Genomic DNA, 17,270 nt, shown 5'->3' with positions numbered 1-17,270 from the left:
GCTGCACTGCGTGCTTTGTAGGACGCGACGGACAGCACGTATCGCATCAAGGGATAACGCGAGAGATGTGCAGTGCGACACGCGCGGCGTGTGTTCAGTGGCGCGTGTTCATGCACACGAGAGGGCAAGAGATGCCTGCTGTTCAAGTCGCAACTGCAATGCAGCAAGCGTCAACTTTTTCTTTTCCTCCCTCTCCCCTTGCGGGAGAGGGACTGAGGGTGAGGGGGCTCATGCAAGGGCTACTAAAGACGGAGCGCATCAACCAACGGTGACGCCATCCATGGCGAGACCTCAGCTACCTGATTGATCCCCCGGGCGGCCTTCCATGGCCGCCCCTGATCCGTCGCAGGCAATGCCATTTAGGCATTGCCAAGGCGCGACGAATCAGCCGGCACCTTCCGCTTCAGGAACCCCAACTGCAGCCCGATGTTCTTCTCGAACATCTCCTCCACGTACGGCTGGAAGTGATTGCTCTCCAGCAGCTCGAACTCCCCGTTCGGCAATTTCGCCGCCGCACGCTGCGCCGCCTTGGGTGGCGTCACCGAATCCTGCCGCCCCGCCACCACCAGCGTCGGCGCCTTCACCCGGCTCGCGTAGCGGCCCGGGCTGTACAGCGGCAACTCCAGGAAGATGCGCGACAGCACCTTGTTCTCCCAGCGCACGCCCTCCGGGAACAGCGCCATGTAGCCATCCCAGGCCTCCGGCGTGCTCATCGCCGCCAGCTCACCAGGCCGGCCCACGATCCGGCTGTAGTACGGCTTGCCCACCAGGCTCCCCGCCACGTCGCGCAGCGCCGCCACCGACAGCTTCACCAGCGACGACAGCGGCACCTTCGACACGCTCGCCAGCCCGCTCACATGCGGCACCTGCGCGATCACCGCCGCCACGTTGCCGTCCTCCGCCGCCGTCTGCAGCACATGCCCGCCCGAGAACGAACTGCCCCACAGGATCACACGCGAGGAATCCACCTGCGGCAGCTTGCGCACATGCGCCAGTGCCGCGCTCCAGTCCTGCAGGTGGCGGCGCGGGCTCACCCAGTGCCGCGGCTCACCCTCGCTGTCGCCGAAGCTGCGGTAATCGAACAGGAACACCGCATAGCCCGCCTTCACGAAACGCTTGGCGAACTCGTAGAGCCCCGCCGCGCGGATCGCGCCGAAGCCATGCGCCATCACGATCACCGGCGGCCGCTTGGCACGCGCCGGCAACTCCAGGGTGCCCGCGCAACGCAGGCCATGGCTGTAGAAGGAAGAATCGACGGAGGGCATGGACGCAGTTCCAGAAAAGGGGGATGAAAAGGGTATCAGGCCGCACGCGCCACGGGCGCGATCTTGCGGAATGCCAGCGCGGTGTCCGCCACCGGGTCCTGCAGCAGCATCACGCGGTCACGCTCATAGTGGTTCAGCACGCGCCAGGGCAGATCGCGACCCTGGCGCGGCAGCACCCCGTTGCCACGCTGCACATAGCCGGACTGCAGCGCGCCCATGATGGACTCGTCCAGCTTCTGCCCGGCCGGCGCCTGCGGCGTCACCACGTCCACGCCCTGCGCCTCCATGTGCTTGAGCAGGCGGCAGACATAGGCCGCCGCAATGTCCGCCTTCAGCGTCCACGGCGCATTGGTGTAGCCGAAGATCCAGGCCAGGTTCGGCACCCCCTCCACCAGCACGCCCTTGTAGGTGAGCTGCTGGTTGATCAGCAGGGGCTTGCCGTCCATCAGGAACTCCATGCCGCCACCCACCTGCATCTGCAGGCCCGTGGCCGTGATGACGATGTCCGCCTCCAGCTCCTGCCCGGACTTCAGGCGGATGCCCTTCTCCGTGAAGGTCTCGATATGGTCCGTCACCACGCTCGCCTTGCCCGCGCGGATCGCCTTGAACAGGTCCGCATCCGGCACCGCGCAGAGACGCTCGTCCCAGGGCTCGTAGCTGGGCGTGAAGTGGCGCATGTCCGCATCCGGCCCCAGGTTCTTGCGCACGCCATCCAGCAGCCAGCCGCGCACCTTGTCCGGCCAGCGTTTCGCCGCCTTGTAGATCAGGCGTTGCAGGAAGATGTTGCGCCTGCGCGCGATCCCGAAGGCCCAGCGCTCCGGCAGCAGCTTCACCAGCATCTCGGTGAGCGTGTCATGCGCCGGCAGTGAGAAGATATAGCTCGGCGAGCGCTGCAGCATGGTCACGTGCCCGGCTTCCGCCGCCATCGCCGGCACCAGCGTCACCGCCGTCGCGCCGCTGCCGATCACCACCACCCGCTTGCCGCGGTAGTCCAGGCCCTCCGGCCAGTGCTGCGGATGGATGCATTGCCCGCGGAAGTTCTCCAAGCCGGCAAACTGCGGCAGGTAGCCCTGGTCGTAGTTGTAGTAACCGGTGCAACTCAGCAAGACCTTGGTGGTGAAGGTCAGCGGACGCCCGCTGCCCTCCTCCCTGCCCGTGATCTTCCACAGGCCGTCGGCACTGGACCATTCGGCGCGCGTGGTCTGCACGCCGAAGCGCACCTTCCTGTCCACGCCGTATTCGCGCGCCGTCTCGTTGACGTAGCCGCGGATCGCCGGACCGTCGCCCATCACCTGCAGCTTGTTCCGGGGGCGGAAGTCATAGCCGAAGCTCAGCATGTCCGTGTCCGAGCGGATGCCCGGATAGCGGAACAGATCCCAGGTGCCGCCGATGGCCTGGCGCCGTTCCAGGATGCCCACCCGCTTCTGCGGCAGCTCCCGCGCCAGGTGGCAAGCCGCGCCAATGCCCGAAAGGCCGGCGCCGATGATCAGCACGTCGTAATGGTTGTCCTGCACCGGATTCTCCTCGTGGTTCTATCTGCCCCCTCTCCCGCCTGCGTGGAAAAGGCCGGGGTGAGGGGCGCGAGCCCTCCTGTAGCAACGCAGGATGCCAGCCCCTCGACCCTCTGCCATCCGTGGCGTCTACTCCGCGGCCCGATCCTACCCCGGGGCGCACATCCGTGGCCGGCCGTTCAGCGGGATGAAGGTCGGCTGAGAATTCATCCATCCACGCCCCCGTCCGCCCTGAGCCTGTCGAACGGGGACCGGCCCACCCTGAGAGCAGGCACCGGCTTGCCATACAATCACAGCCTACTCCAGCGCCGTGCATGAAAAGCGTCCCCTCACACACCCACGGCGCACCGCGTCCACCCCGGCCCGCCGCTCCCACCGTGGAGATCGGCCTGCTGCAGCAGTTGCACGCCAAGGGCTTCGGCTTTGCGCAGCCGCTCACCGGTGACCCGCGCACCACCGTCTTCCTCAACGAGAGCCGCATCGCCGCGCTCCGCGCTCAGCAGCCGCAACCCGAAGGCGCGCTGGTCCGCATGCGCGTCGTGGACAAGGCAGACGGCAAGCGCGCCGCCACCGAGGTCCGCCTGCTGGAGCTGAACGACAGCCTGGCCGCGCAGCGCCTCTGGGAGCGCGCAGGCCAAGACCGTGCATCGCCGGAGCTCCACAGGCTGCAGGCCCTGCTGCCCGAGCGCCCGGCGCTGCTGCCACTGCTCCTCGTACTGGTCGCCGATCAACTCGGCAACCTCGCCCTGCTGCAATCACTGGCGGCGCAGTGGCCCGCCCACGCGTGGCAGGAGCCGGCCTTGCACCCGCTGCTGCACCTGGCGCCCGCCGCGGCGCGCCGCGGCATCATGCAGCAGCAACTGCTGCAGGCCCCGGAGGCAGCGCTCGCCCTGCTGCGCGGCACACCCGGCCAGCCCGCTCTCGAGCCGGAAGCCGCCTGGCTCGAAGAACTCTGGAGCAAGCTCCCACCACAACGCCCCGCGATCCTCGACCAGGCGCGGCGCCTGCGCCGCTACGGCAGCGCCACGGAAAAACTCACCTGGGCCCGGCGCCGCATCGAGCAGCACAGCGATCCGGACGACTCCGCCTGGGACACGCTGGCACAGGCCATATCCAGCGATCCCGCCAGCTGGCCGGCGGACTGGGACCACTGGCCCGCCCTCGCCAACGCCCCCGCCGCGCTGATCCACGCGCTCGCGCCCCACCGCCACCCCGTCTTCGCCGCCGCCACCCAGGCCCTGCAAACCCTCGCCGACTGGACCGCGCGCCACGCGCAGTTCGACGCCAACGAGCTCCTCCTCGCCCTGGACGAACAGGACAAGGCCCTCGCCAGCCAGTGGATCGGCACCCCGGCACAGAACCCCGACGCGCAGCGTGCCGTGCTCGCACAGATGCAGACCGCGCGCGCCGCCGAGAAAGGCGCCCTGCGCTACTTCCGGTCGCTCGGGCTCCACGTGCGCGACATCTCCATCGGCCAGCTCAGCGGCGAAGACAACGGCTGGCCGCAGATGGACCTGCAGATCAACGGCGCGCACGGCGTGGACGTCAAGAACTGCCGGCGCACCGTCAACGGCGGCATGCGCTCCGGCCGCTGGAAGGTCAAGGCCTTCAAGGCCGACGCCGCCGGCCGCGCCGTCACCCTCTGCGGCGTCAGCAGCCCCCACACCCGGTTCGAGGACGGCATCCTCACCGCCCAGCCACGCCGCAAGGGTCCCGTCTTCCTCGCATCCGAAACACCGGACACCGTCCCCATGTTCGTGCTCGGCGTGGTCCGCGCCGTGGAGCTGCACAACCTCAACCGACGCTTCCACGAGATTTCCGAGATCCGCCTGCACACCCCCCAGGCCCTCACCGAAATGCCCGTCTGGGCCTGGGACTACCCCGACGCCCACTACCGCCCCCGCAATCAGGCCCTCGACGCCCTGCGCCAGGCGCTGGCCACCGCCGATCCCTCCTGGCTTGAGCTGCGCCTGCGCCGCGATCTCCCGCCCGTCCTCTGGAGCCTGCTGGACCAGGCCCCGCCCGAAGGCGCCCGCCCACTCGACGAACAGCAGCAGGAATTCCTGCAGGAGCTGCGCCGGCAGTGGCGCCACACCCGCGCCAGCGAAACCAGCCCCGCCCCCGTGCCGCGCCTGCCCTGGCTCTACCTCTTCATCCTGCACAGCTGGCTGCGCCGCCGCCTCGCCGGCAAGGCCTCCGACGCGCAAAGCCTGGAAACCCTCTTCCACCCCGCCGCCCCGCCCAGGCCAGCGGTCCGCAGCGACCGCGTCGGCACCCGCCCCGAGCGCCATCAAGCCCTGGCCAGCCTCGCCCACGGCGCCGGCATCGCCGACCCCGCCCAGGTCATCGCCCCGCTGCTCAAGACCCTCGCCGCCCTCGACCAGCACCTGCCACCCGGGACATTCGTCGGCATCCGCCAGTTCACCCTGCTGGGCAACGGCATCTTCAGCGGCATCTTCCCCGACGGGCAGCGGCGCACCCTGCTCGCCCATTGCGGCGGCAAGCTCCAGGACCTCCTGGTGGACTGCGGCAAATGGCCCCTGGTCTACGGCCGGGAAGAAAGCTGCGCCTGCGGCCGCCTCATCTGCGGCGAATGCCACTGCTGCAGCGATCCCCTCGCCCGCGAGCCCTGCCCCCACCAGCAGCAGCGGCAGGCCCAGGCCGCCCAGGCCAGGGAAGCCCGCGACCCCCGCCAGCAACCCGGCGCCCCCGCCCGAAGCATCCCGCACCGACCCTTCTTCCAGTCCGGCCGGGGGGATGCCGGCAACAGCACCGACGCCGACTAGCCCCGCGCCCCGACAAACCGCCCACCCCACCCGGGCAACCCGGGCAGGCCACCCCGCCCCGCCAGCCGTTCGTGCCGAGCCTGCCGAAGCATGAAGGGCTCCGCCCCAGGCCCGCCGGCCCTGTGACAAAAGCTTAAACATTATAAAGCCCGACCAACGGCCCGCCCGCCCCATCCGGCACCGCATCCGGGCAGCCTGCCCGCCCCACCCGCCCAATCCGCCTCAACATTGCACAACCCCGCCCAAAAGCTGTGCATAAGCCGTCAGCAAACCGCTCATAACCGGCGCATAAGCGTCCCAGGCTCCACTAGATATGGGCACGCGCCCACAAAACAGCCACAAGCTGTAGTATTTTTCACTTGACGTCGCCCCCCAGCGGGAGCAATCTTCCCCTCCGGGCGCTGTCAAAACCGCGTGGCCACCGCCATGCCGTCGGCAGCCCCCGGGGGAGAGGCCACCAGCGGCCCAAAGAACGCAGCCACGCGCGACGAATAAACACGCACCCGGGCCAGGCACCCGGAGACTCAAGGAGCGAATCCATCATGCTGACCTGGGACGACGAACCGACCATCCCCACCCCGAAGCCCGCCGCCCCGCAGGCGCCGCGCTCCGCCGCCCACGCCGCCATCGTCATGGGCACCGTGGCCGACACGCACCCCAGCCCGGTGCCGCCGATTCCGGCCGCCGGCGACTTCAAGCTGACCACCACCCAGGCTCATGTCGAAGCCGGCGCCACCGGTCTTGAAGACCTGCAGATGGGCGCCCGCCGCATCCAGGTGGACGACAAGAAGATCATCAACTGCCGCGCCGACCTCAACCAGCTCGTCCCCTTCAAGTACGAATGGGCCTGGAAGAAGTACCTGGACGCCTGCAACAACCACTGGATGCCGCAAGAGATCAACATGAGCGCCGACATCGCGCTCTGGCAGGATCCCAACGGCCTGACGGAAGACGAGCGCATGATCATCAAGCGCTCGCTCGGCTTCTTCAGCACCGCCGACTCCCTGGTGGCCAACAACCTTGTGCTGGCCGTGTACCGCCACCTCACGAATCCTGAGTGCCGCCAGTACCTGCTGCGCCAGGCGTTTGAAGAGGCGATCCACACCCACGCCTACCAGTACTGCATCGAGAGCCTGGGCCTGGACGAGGCCGAGGTCTTCAACATGTACCGTGAGGTGCCCAGCATCCACGACAAGGCCGCCTGGGCCCTGCCGTACACCCAGTCCCTGGCCGACCAGGAATTCCACACCGGCACCCCGGAGACCGACCAGCGCTTCCTGCGCGACATGATCGCCTTCTACGTGGTGTTTGAAGGCATCTTCTTCTACGTGGGCTTCGTGCAGCTGCTCAGCTTCGGCCGCCGCAACAAGATGGTGGGCGTCTCCGAGCAGATCCAGTACATCATGCGCGACGAAGCCATGCACATGAACTTCGGCATCGACGTGATCAACCAGATCAAGGTCGAGAACCCGCACCTTTGGACCGCCGAGTTCCAGGCAGAAGCCCTGGAGATGATCCGCGAAGCGACCGAGCTGGAAATCCGCTACGCGCATGACACCATGCCCCGCGGCGTGCTCGGCCTCAACGCCAGCATGTTCAACGAGTACATGAAGTTCATCGCCAACCGCCGCTGCAGCCAGATCGGCCTCAAGCCGCTCTACCCCACCGCCACGGAGAACCCGTTCCCGTGGATGAGCGAGGTGCTGGATCTCAAGAAGGAAAAGAACTTCTTCGAGACGCGCGTGACGGAGTATCAGACGGGTGGGGCGTTGAGCTGGGATTGAGGATCAACTGCTGTCGGACGTAGGGAAAGCAAATGGCCCAGATTTTTCTGGGCCATTTTCAGATGAAAAACAGGAATAGTGAGATTTCCCATGGAACGCAGGCTAAAGTTGGATTTGCCATCCAAAATGGCCGGACCACAATAAGCTATCTTGGGATTTCCCGACCACAAACTCCGGCAATCGAGCCCTCTTCACCGCGGGGGAGTCACTTTTAGATCGACGACGCCTAGCGTGGTGGCTGAACTGCCGTCTAACCGACCGAGCATGCAGAACGTGGAAGGCGGCAAGGACGGTCGGGCCCGAGATGACTGCTGTGAGCAAGACCTACCCTAAAGCGACGCTCTCTCGCTCCGGAAAACCTTTCGGTCAGCTGCAATTCGAAGCCACGAAACCGTCCATCTCACTCAGACAGAATTTAAGACCAAATGCTTTGGAAGCCGACGACTCCAGGAGAGCAGATGTTCCTGATGCTCCACGAACAAGTCGGCCACAACATTGATATTGTCGAAAATAAGGGTGACGGCACCTTTGAATACCTAGTCTCCCCTGAAAGATTCAAGGAATACGCTCGGCTCTCGGCGAGCATGGAAGTATTTCAACGATGCATCCGTCGCGCCAAAGAGTTTGCCGCGAACGAGGGCCATCGGAAACCGGAAGCGTTGGGACAGGCCCTTCGATCTGAACTCGATCTCCCAGCCGAACTGTATGGCGACGCACAATTCTGCGCCGTTGCAAAGCGCGCAGGGGCAATCGCCTATGAGAAAAGCCGCCCCGCCGGGCTCATGAAGAGCGTGACCCAGAAGGAGCCTAGGCAATGCTACCTTTGCGGGGAAGCACCGGCTACGGGAGCGCCGTTGAAGCTCTCAGCCGACCATCTCTGGCCCCTTTCCCTTGGCGGAGAAACAATGGAAGAGAATCTCCTGTCTGCATGCGCAAACTGCAACAATGAGCGCGGACATATATGTCTCTGGACATTCGAGGCAGCGCATTCTTCTCACAAGAAAGAGACTGGCAAAGAACTTCGATGGACCCTGCGGGTTTCCCTCGCCATGTCGCGACTTATGCTCGTAGCCAGCGGGAAGCTCACAAAAGGCCCCCGAATGACATTAAAGCAAGCAGCTCAGTTGGCGAGCCCGCTCGCCTTGCCGCTGAAGCTCAATGATGAACATCGCTATCTGTACTTTGAACTGCTACGCCACACTGAGGTGCCACTGTGAGCAAAAAATCTGCCGTTGCGCAATACAAGTACAGCGCACTTCGCTATTCGCAGCGAGATAACAATGCAGGTGCACCAGCGTTTCTCATATTCCACGCGTCAGCTGACGACATCACCAATTGGGCGGATGTCGATAGATTGTCCCCCGACAATCATACGGGCGCTCAACGTCCGTTACAGCTACTAAAGGTACGCAAGGTCGGAAAATACTTTAAGGATCCCAAAAACACGATCCCAACGTCCATTGTGATCGCCCTAGACGAAGCGGCCGTAAAGTTCACCGGGGCAAAAGACCCCAGTGGAGTTGGAGAACAAGGGACTCTTACTATCTCGCAGAATGGACAAGAGAAGCCAGGACTGATCATTGATGGACAACACCGAGCATTCGGGGCCGCGCAATACTCTGGCGACATCCATCTGAATGTTGTCGCATTCCTTGGAGAAAAAAATAAGTCCGACGCTGAGCGTGCTTTTCAGTTTGTCGTCATCAATAACACTGCATCACGCGTGAAGAAGGACCACATCAAGGCACTGAACCTTAGCTACGACAAGCAAAAACTTAACAAGCGACTCATCGAAAGCGCAGGCCTCGCCCTTGCGATGAATGATCAGAAATATGACGATCTTCAAGCTATAAATGGCGTAGAGCCCTTCAAGGGACTCCTAAAGATTCCTACGAACGCCAACGGATTCATAGCTCCCAATGCAATCGAAGGCGCGATGGCGGAGACGCGAGATCGCTCCAGTCTTCTTGCAATTGAAGACTTGGAACTGGAAGTTTTCCTGGCAATTTGGGCCAAGATTCGTAACGAGTACAGCTCTCTTTGGAGTGAATTCAAGAATCCCGGCGACAGCAGGTTGCTTATAAAGGTCTCCATCTTCGCTTTGACTATTTTTGTGCTCGAGACCATGCATGCAAAGCTTCTATCTGAGGACAGTGCGCCAACCGACTTTACCGATCAGGGTGAAATTGAGGCCGTAGTTAAGCGCACAACAGATCGAATTCCGGAGGCATTTTGGACTGCAGACTGGAAATTAAAGGAACTTGACACTGCGGTCGGGCGTCAGCAACTGGTCGACGCATTAAAGGTAATTGTCTCGAACAGTAGAAACGGAAAGTCGTGGTACGACAATGTCCCGCTTATCGACCCTACCTTACTTAAGGGACAGAAGTACGAGGCGGCCGCCCCGAAGCCTAAAGCAGCCAAGAAGGTAAAAAAGGCTAAGGCGGTTAAGGCGGCGGCCAAGAAACACTGAGATAGCGCGACCGAAATAGCAGGGTTCTCGCCAGTTACTATTTAGTCGACTTGTTGCATTCGTTGAGTTGCAGCGACGATGAGACTTGTCGTCCCTGCACCGGGAACCATTACTAAAGCTTCCTTGCACTTAATTGAGGCCTTCACGCAATCGTAAGCAGCGTGCTTGCTGCTCTTCCAAGCAAAAACGAACACGCTCGCTCGCTGGGCCAACGACCTTAAACGCGGAGTACAGACATGGTCAGCGTTTACTTCGATCCTAAGCTCCGGATGTTGCTCGCGAAGCAACAGGGCCGCACGTTGCGTGGCCATCTCGTCGAGGCTGTAGAGTGCCAAAATGCCGCCCGAGAGGGGATCTGCACTCAAACTAGTCTCAGTGGACAATCCTTCTTTCGGAGCCTCCGGCAGCGATAAGTTTGCCTCTCCGGCTAATAACTTCAGGAGACCGTGCTGAATCGACGTCATTCGTTTCCGGTATTCGATCCCCGCCTGGACAACTGAGGTAAGCAATCGCAAGCGCGAGTCCGGATCGCGCGCTGGCGCAATCGCCAGACCATCACAAACGTCTAGTATCCATCCCATTACGTAGGGCGAACGTTCCTCCTTAAATATTTCGTGCACCTCATCCACTGCCCGCGCATACGTTTTGGCGTCGGGACCTGCCAAAATTAATGCTGTCAGCGTTTGCTTGACCAACTCGAGATCAGCCTCCGCGAAGCTTCCACGAACGCGTAACCCCTCCAGCAGGGCGACGTAGACTGGAATCAAACGTCTGTCAGGATCAAAGCGATCAACGAACAGTTCGTGCCAAAGCGGACATACGCTCTCGAAAAGGTCGGGCTCCTCCACCACCAAGTGCGTAAGATAGCCGGCAACAGTAATCATGTCGGCAGAATTGGACAGGTCCGCCTCTTCCAGGCTGCTACGGGACCATTCGCGCCAGCGCTCGATATAGTCCTCGGCCGACTCATCCTGGCCTCGGCGGATTCGGTCGGCCAGCGAAGCCGTCGCTCTCACATGTTTTGCAGCCAATAGCCTTAAGCGCTGGAGGCGAGTGGGCGCCGCCCTCTCCACAACCGTGCGGATTTCGGACGGCGCGCCGTCAAGGCGTTCGAGGACGGCGCAGGCCTTGTCGGAGTTTTCGGCCTCACGAGCGCAGATAATCAATCCCTGCAGCACTGAGGCATCGTCCGGCTGGGACCAAAGCAATTCATAGGCACGGTCGAACTGCTCAAGCTCCAGAGCCTGTTGCGCCAACCAAGCCGCATCCGCAACGTCCAAGCTGGAGATGCGATCTCGTACAACTGCATCCAAGCCGCCAAATGCACCATTGGGCAGGTCTTTCAACAACCGCTTGCACACCTTCGCTTGGGGTCTATCCTGAGCTAATTCGTGCAATACGAACGCTTTAAGTACCGAACCGCGTGTCGATGTCCGGCGTGTACGGAACAACGGCTTTAAGACATCCAGCATCCTTTCGCGGAAGCGAATTAGAAGGTCGTCAACCTGCGGCGCTTGCTCGTAAGATCGGACTTCAGATTCATAGACCGCCTCCATCACGTCGCCATACGTCTCCGTTGGTAATGGCAGATTCGTAATCGAGTGCAGCAGCCTGTGTCGTGCAATCTCCTCCCAACGCCCGAACGCGGCGGCATGGCGAATCTCCAGGTACAGGCGATTCTCGGCGGAAAGGCCAAATCGCTCCCGGAGAGCAGCAAGGGCTGCGACGGAGGCGGATTGGCTGCGCGCCGCCAGCGCTCGGTCAAATGCCGCACGCGCCTGGCCCAGGGTTTGCGGAAGATGAATGGCAGTCGCTGGCCGGCGGCCGATGAGCTGCCAATAGGTGTGCCACCGTGCGAGCACGGGCTTGTCGTCGGAGCCCGTCGAGACAAAGCGGATGGTCTGCAACTCGGCTTTCTCGGCCAGTGGAATCATGTGGACGTCCGCCGCGTCCGGGGCCCGGTCAGACGGAGCCATTTTGACGAAGCTTGGGCCCAGGAAAGCTGTGACCTCGTGCTGCAGAGCCCGCAACATCACGGGACCGTGCGCACATGCGTACCATATGACGGGTTCTCCCGCGGCCAACTGCAGCGGAAGTAGCATCGGCCTGTCCACATTTCCCTTCAATTGCCAACGCAGGGCGTCGTTCAGGGCGCCACCGTAGGCTTCTGGTCGAATCAGGTTCGGTGACGAGAAGAAGTCCGCTTGGAAGGCTACCGCTCGGGCGCTGCGGACCTCGCGATCGGTGTTTTCAGCCATGTTCGTAGGTATCGAAGTGGACCCGTGATTTCGCCACGTCTTCAGGATCGTAAGACACGGTGATCGCCTCGTCGTTGATCCCAACGCCCTTCTCGGTCAAGTTCATCGAGCCTAAGATCACGACCCGGTCAGTCAACAGACCCTTCGTGTGCAGGTGGGGGTCGTCGTCCTTCCAGGCCAGACGATCACCGAGACCAGCATCGCTCATGGCTTCTTTCAACTTCCAGCAGAAAACCCTGTTGTGGTTGTCGGGTCGGGTATGGACATGGAGTTGTGCTCCAGCCGCAGCCATCGCGACCATTACCTCGGCCAGCCTCACCTCTCGCTTACCCCACTCTGGGTTGATGCTATCGAATTGTCCCAACCGGTTGTCGAAGATCACAATGTTGCTGATCCACGGGGCAACAAAATAAACATGTCGGCTCGGCGCCAGCAGTTCCTGCGCAAAGAGGAAGGTTAGGACCTCCCGGACTGCTGATTGCGAGACGCTGGCGTTCTTGAAAACCTCACGCTTGTAGCTCGTCATATTGCTGCCTCCAGTTCGAGAAGCAGGTGGATTCTCCCCTCGCTGCGGATAGTTGATACAAGCTTGGAGTAGACGTTGAGATACTCGAGTTGCACTGGCACCGTGACGATGGCTGCCATGGCGGCATTTAATGCGTCGGAACCGGGATCAACCGATAGCGTGGCGCGTCCACGCTCGATGAGTCGGGTGTGAAGTTGTGTAAGCCAATCAGCGTCGCTGCCGAGAATGGCAGGCTCGGCGGGGGTCAAAACGCCCTGCAACAACAGCCTTTCGGTGACCGCGGGCGTATCGCTGAAGCGGGTCGCCAACGGGAGTGCGTGAGCGCGCAGTGCATGTCCCCGGGCCCAGACAACGCTACCCAGTACGCTGAAACGCCACGGCTCCCGGTTCACCTCGGGTAACTCGAATCCTGCCGCCTGGAATGCCTGATCGATCCGCGGGTCGGTGCTGAAGAGCGCGCAGATCAGCCGCGCATCGACTTCCACCCCGAGACGTTCCTCGATCGCATCCCAGCGCTGCAGCAGTTCAGCCATCAACTCATCGAGAGCGAATGGCGTGCCGTTCCTCAGCATGCGACTGCTCAGTGCCGCCACGTAGCCATGAAAGACGGCCTGGCCACGCTCAATGAGCCGCTTTCTCAGGGTCGAAAGAGCCTCCTTGGCCTCTTGCGAGGACTGTGCAGTACGGACGGACTGGACCACGGCTTCCACTTCCCCGTCCCTCGACTGTCCTCCGATCCATCGCTGGAAAGCCGTCAATTGGGCATCGATGACCTCGAACTCCGATGGTCCCAACGCTGCCTCAATGCGCCTGTAGAACTGGGCGACATCGGTGGCCAAAGCGGCCACGATTTGCTCGATTAGCCCATTACCTCCGGGGTTCACTTCAGAGATCCAAAGTTCCAACCCGTCTCGGCGCGCGCCCCCATCCAGCGGGCCGGGATCGACATCGACGATCAGGTCTTCTGAATTGATTTGGGGACAAGCCTGCTGTATCGCCTCAAGTAACGCCGCCCCCAATGTGTGGACAGTCGCGCGGCTGGCCCATTCATCCCAGTCTGCGTCGAAAGGGCCGATCAACGTCTTCGCCGCCAAGTCGCGCAGCGCCGTCAGTATCTCCGCCCGCCCGAGTCGCTCCGTGAGGTGCTTGCGCAGTCGCGGCTCTGTTTCCTCGTCCGCCGGCGCGTCGTCGTCGCCGTCCCAGCTTTCCGCCGTTTCCGGCGACTGGAAGATGGTGGTGAGGACGTCGGACAGACATTCGGCCTCGCCCCCTTTTTGGATGGCATCGAAGGCTTCGTCCAGCCGGCACTGGCGTTCCTCGGCAATCTTCACAGCCGCGACCTGGATGATCTGTGCCATCCAGGCCCGTAGGAAGGCGTTCTCTTCCACTGGACGCAGGGCCTTGCCGTGCTGCGCCTCCCAGGCGAAACGCGCTGTTCGCGCAGCGCGCTGGACTACGGGATCGGCATCTCGGAGATCACCTCCCGGTGAGGTCGGCAGTCGAAGGCGGAAGCACAGAGCATCCACCTCAATCTCAAAGCCGATGCCGCAAGGAGAGCCCTGGTGCTGGAATCTCCACGCCGCGCTATGCTCACTCCGGATTTGGCCGCGGTGAATCTTGAGTTCGGCGCTGGAGCCGATGGCGTAGCGCCGCACGGTGGCGGGGGACTGGCTCGCGTGGGTGTGGACCGCAACGGAGTCCACAAGTTGGGCAATGCCCACCTTCTCCCCCGGCGCACGGAACACGGCGCCGGGTTGCTCTCCGAATATCTGCGAATGCCAGCAGAGCCTCGCATTCGATTTGTCCAAAACCCCGGGCCGGTTTCCTGCTGCCCGCTGCGGCGTCGCCGACAGCTTCATATGGATGGGACGGTAGGTCCTGCAGGACTGCACGCTGCCGTTTTCGAGGAAGTGGAACGGCAACTGCGGCTCCAACATAAACCAGTCATCGATATCCACGACCTCTTCCACTTGTGGATTGTCGAGCATCGATGCCAGCCGCTCCTGCGAAGGCCCTAGCCAGTACGGGATGTCCAGCCGCCGCGAAACTTTACCGGGAGCAAACTCCGACAGCGCTTGAAGCACCGGTAGGTATCTGAACGTTTCGGACTTACCGGGCTCAAGCAGTCCGACTTCAGGCAAGCTCAGATCACTGAAAAGCGTCGCCGGCGCAAATTCCGGCAGCGGATGCTTGGCGAGTTGGTCCGCTCCCACCTGGCCATGGGACTTCCAATTCGTCCTCAGCCTTCGCGATGCTGTCGGGACCACCCCTAACAACAGGGGACGGGGATGGTCCCAAAGCAGCGGCAACATCTCCTCCCGTGACAGGCAGAGGGACGCTGCGACGAAATCGATGAAGGCCTCGGTCTCCTCAGCGCCGCTCAGCATGCTGTCCAGCAACTTTAGGAGGTAGATCCGCCGCAGGTAGGTGGAGACCCTGGATGAGGCCTCCCATCTGTCTTTATGACTGGGCGCTAACTGCGCCGGCGCAAGCGCCCGGGCCCGCTTAGAAAGACTTTTCCATTCTTCTGGCCGCAGTGGAAACTGCGCTTCCCTTGCCAGTCTCTCAATGCTCCCCCTGACGTTCTTATCCCAACCGTCAAAGACCGGAGAGCCCTTCCCGGTGAGATCGCGCCAGACCGACCCGCGTGGCTCCCCAATCTGGGTCTTGACGCCTAGGTAGTCGATCAGCGCATAGACCGCCTGCATGCGTCGGATGTATCGATTTGCCAAAGGCAGTTCGCGGGAGGGCAACTCAGGATCGAAGAACTGCTCATAGGCCTGGTAGGCCAATCGGTCGCGGCCGTAGTCGGACAAAACCATCACCGTCCACGGCCGCATGTGGCGGGTGCGGCCTGCACGTCCCTTTCTCTGGAGGAACTGCGCCATGTCGCGCGGCGCCTTGTGCTGCAGCACAACGCCGACGGCCGGATCGTCGTACCCCACCTCTAACGCGGCGGTCGCAATAATGATCTGCGCGTTATGGTCCACTCCCGCATCGTAGGCCGTGGTGCGGTTTACCGAGTGTCTCGCCGAGAAATCATGGCCAACGGCACTTACGATACGCCAGTCCTGCCCACCCTCGTATCGCCGCCGACTGCCGAGCGGGGCACGCATGTGCGCCAGTCCCCCGTTGGGATGCTTGTTGGTGGCCGGGAATCCGCCCTGGGTAAAGCCCTCCGCGTCCCGTAAGTCGTAGAAGAGCCGATTGGTCGCGTCCAATTGATCCGTGAAGGCAAAGACGCGCCAACCCGCGAACGGTCTCTCATCCCTGTGGAAGTCCTGACGCCGATCGGCGAGCCTGGAGGACAGCATCAACGCCTGGATCGAAGTAGACAGCAGCGAGGCTTGAGAGACCGGATCGCCGCGCAGCGCCAACATGTACTCCGCGCCTTCGGCTATGGTTGCGGAAAGTCCAACGAAACTGGTGCGGCGCCGGGTAAGATGGGACCAGCGCCTTAGCAAGTGCGCCACCTGCGCGCCGTAGGTGCCGGAGTACACGTGGACCTCGTCCAGTAACATCAACGGTGGCACAAAAGCCGCGCGTGGGCCGACACCGAACAGATGACGCGCCTCGGAGTTCGACAGGTGCTGATTGAGCATCTCGACCGTCGTGAACAGAACGTCCGGCGGCTCCGATTGCATGGAATCACGGGTGAAGCGCAACTGGCTACTTTCAACGATCTCATTGCAACCCACACAGGCGAGGGCTTCACGATCCTCTCCCAGTAGACGCATCTCCCGATCGCATTGCGGGCAACGAAAGAAAGGACAGACACCCCTCGGCGACTTCCAGTCCCTAACTGCGCTTCGCAGGGTTCTCGGCGTACCACCGAAGAAGACGCCGACACTGATGGCCTCTACCCCGGAGCGGCCCAGGTAGTCATCAAACTTTCGCGCTTGGTCGAAGACCTCGCCGAGTTGGTCCTTCAGGAGTTCGTTCCGGGGATAGAGCGCCAGGATCCGCACCCCCCTGGATCTGGGATGGGTCTTCTTCTGTACCGCCAACCAGGACAGCGCTGGGAGGTAGAACGACAGTGTCTTACCACTGCCGGTACCTGCCGAAACCAGGGTGCCGCGTGGGCTCTGCTGCTCTAGGCCGGACAGTATCCGTGCCGTGGCATCGATCTGAAACCTCGCCGGCTGCCAATTCGATTTAGCCTTACCGAACCAGTGCTCGATGGCCGCCATCTGTTCGGGAGTCTGTACGACGCGCCCGATCTTCTCCATAGCCGCTGAAACCGAGAGGTTCCGCTTGGGATAGCGCCTGGGTCTCCAGAGCAGTCGGTAGTCCGCCACCAGCGTAGGCGCGCCAATCCAGCCATCCCGGCCTTGGTGTCGGCCAGGAAACAGTTGCCGCAGCCTCGCAAAGAGCCGAACGCCCTCGGCCATGCGCGTGCGGAACCGGCGCGGCAAAACATTGCTGGGCACTTCCATGAGCAGCGCGAGCGATAACAGACGCGCGCGCAGATCGCCGGCGGTGGAAATGCTACAGTCCGCCGCCATAAGCAGAGGCTGGTTCACAGGATCGCTTAGAACCGCATTGAGAGCCTCATCAACCTCGGACTCGCTAAGAGCACAGTCGACCAGCCCCCACACGAGCACTCGAACTTCCTTTCGCTCCAGCGCGTCGAGACCCTTCTCGACAAACATCAAGTCTGTCGAAAG

Annotated in this window: 9 protein-coding genes; 4 read left to right on the top strand and 5 right to left on the bottom strand. The window is 62.4% G+C overall.

The window, feature by feature from the left end:
* Positions 1 to 359: 359 nt before the first annotated feature.
* Both QT386_RS02650 and QT386_RS02645 read right to left on the bottom strand, forming a co-directional pair.
* Positions 360 to 1,265 (bottom strand): alpha/beta hydrolase, encoded by a 906-nt coding sequence (locus QT386_RS02650; protein WP_289272182.1) that lies wholly within the window; start codon positions 1,263 to 1,265, stop codon positions 360 to 362.
* Positions 1,266 to 1,300: 35 nt separating this feature from the next.
* A complete protein-coding gene (locus QT386_RS02645) occupies positions 1,301 to 2,779 on the bottom strand; it encodes an NAD(P)/FAD-dependent oxidoreductase (RefSeq protein WP_289272181.1) in 1,479 nt (492 codons plus the stop codon).
* A gap of 311 nt (positions 2,780 to 3,090) precedes the next feature.
* On the opposite strand from QT386_RS02645, the gene QT386_RS02640 reads away from it, so the two are divergent.
* The 4 genes from QT386_RS02640 (at position 3,091) to QT386_RS02625 (ending at position 9,819) form a co-directional block, all read left to right on the top strand.
* The gene (locus QT386_RS02640; RefSeq protein WP_289272180.1) at positions 3,091 to 5,562 is read left to right on the top strand and encodes a hypothetical protein; all 2,472 of its coding nucleotides are present in this window, start codon (positions 3,091 to 3,093) and stop codon (positions 5,560 to 5,562) included.
* Positions 5,563 to 6,104: 542 nt separating this feature from the next.
* Positions 6,105 to 7,346: a ribonucleotide-diphosphate reductase subunit beta gene (locus QT386_RS02635; RefSeq protein ID WP_289272179.1), complete on the top strand. Its 1,242-nt coding sequence runs from the start codon at positions 6,105 to 6,107 to the stop codon at positions 7,344 to 7,346.
* Positions 7,347 to 7,804: 458 nt separating this feature from the next.
* Positions 7,805 to 8,563 (top strand): HNH endonuclease, encoded by a 759-nt coding sequence (locus tag QT386_RS02630; RefSeq protein ID WP_289272178.1) that lies wholly within the window; start codon positions 7,805 to 7,807, stop codon positions 8,561 to 8,563.
* Positions 8,560 to 9,819 (top strand): DGQHR domain-containing protein, encoded by a 1,260-nt coding sequence (locus QT386_RS02625; RefSeq protein WP_289272177.1) that lies wholly within the window; start codon positions 8,560 to 8,562, stop codon positions 9,817 to 9,819. The genes QT386_RS02630 and QT386_RS02625 overlap by 4 nt, the downstream gene beginning before the upstream one ends.
* Before the next feature lie 41 nt (positions 9,820 to 9,860).
* Here QT386_RS02625 and dpdD read toward each other — a convergent pair whose 3' ends face one another.
* From dpdD to QT386_RS02610, 3 genes are read right to left on the bottom strand one after another with little or no spacing between them, the layout of a single operon-like run.
* Positions 9,861 to 12,077, bottom strand: coding sequence for a protein DpdD (gene dpdD, locus QT386_RS02620; protein ID WP_289272176.1), 2,217 nt, complete (start codon positions 12,075 to 12,077; stop codon positions 9,861 to 9,863).
* Positions 12,070 to 12,603, bottom strand: coding sequence for a phospholipase D-like domain-containing protein DpdK (gene dpdK, locus QT386_RS02615; RefSeq protein WP_289272175.1), 534 nt, complete (start codon positions 12,601 to 12,603; stop codon positions 12,070 to 12,072). The genes dpdD and dpdK overlap by 8 nt, the downstream gene beginning before the upstream one ends.
* Complete coding sequence (locus QT386_RS02610) at positions 12,600 to 17,255, bottom strand: DEAD/DEAH box helicase (RefSeq protein WP_289272174.1); 4,656 nt, start codon at positions 17,253 to 17,255, stop codon at positions 12,600 to 12,602. The genes dpdK and QT386_RS02610 overlap by 4 nt, the downstream gene beginning before the upstream one ends.
* Positions 17,256 to 17,270 lie beyond the last annotated feature (15 nt).

Source organism: Solimonas sp. SE-A11 (assembly GCF_030345715.1).
Taxonomy (GTDB): domain Bacteria; phylum Pseudomonadota; class Gammaproteobacteria; order Nevskiales; family Nevskiaceae; genus Solimonas_A.
Note: the sequence above shows the minus strand (reverse complement) of the source record. Positions and strands in the feature narration are given on the sequence as shown.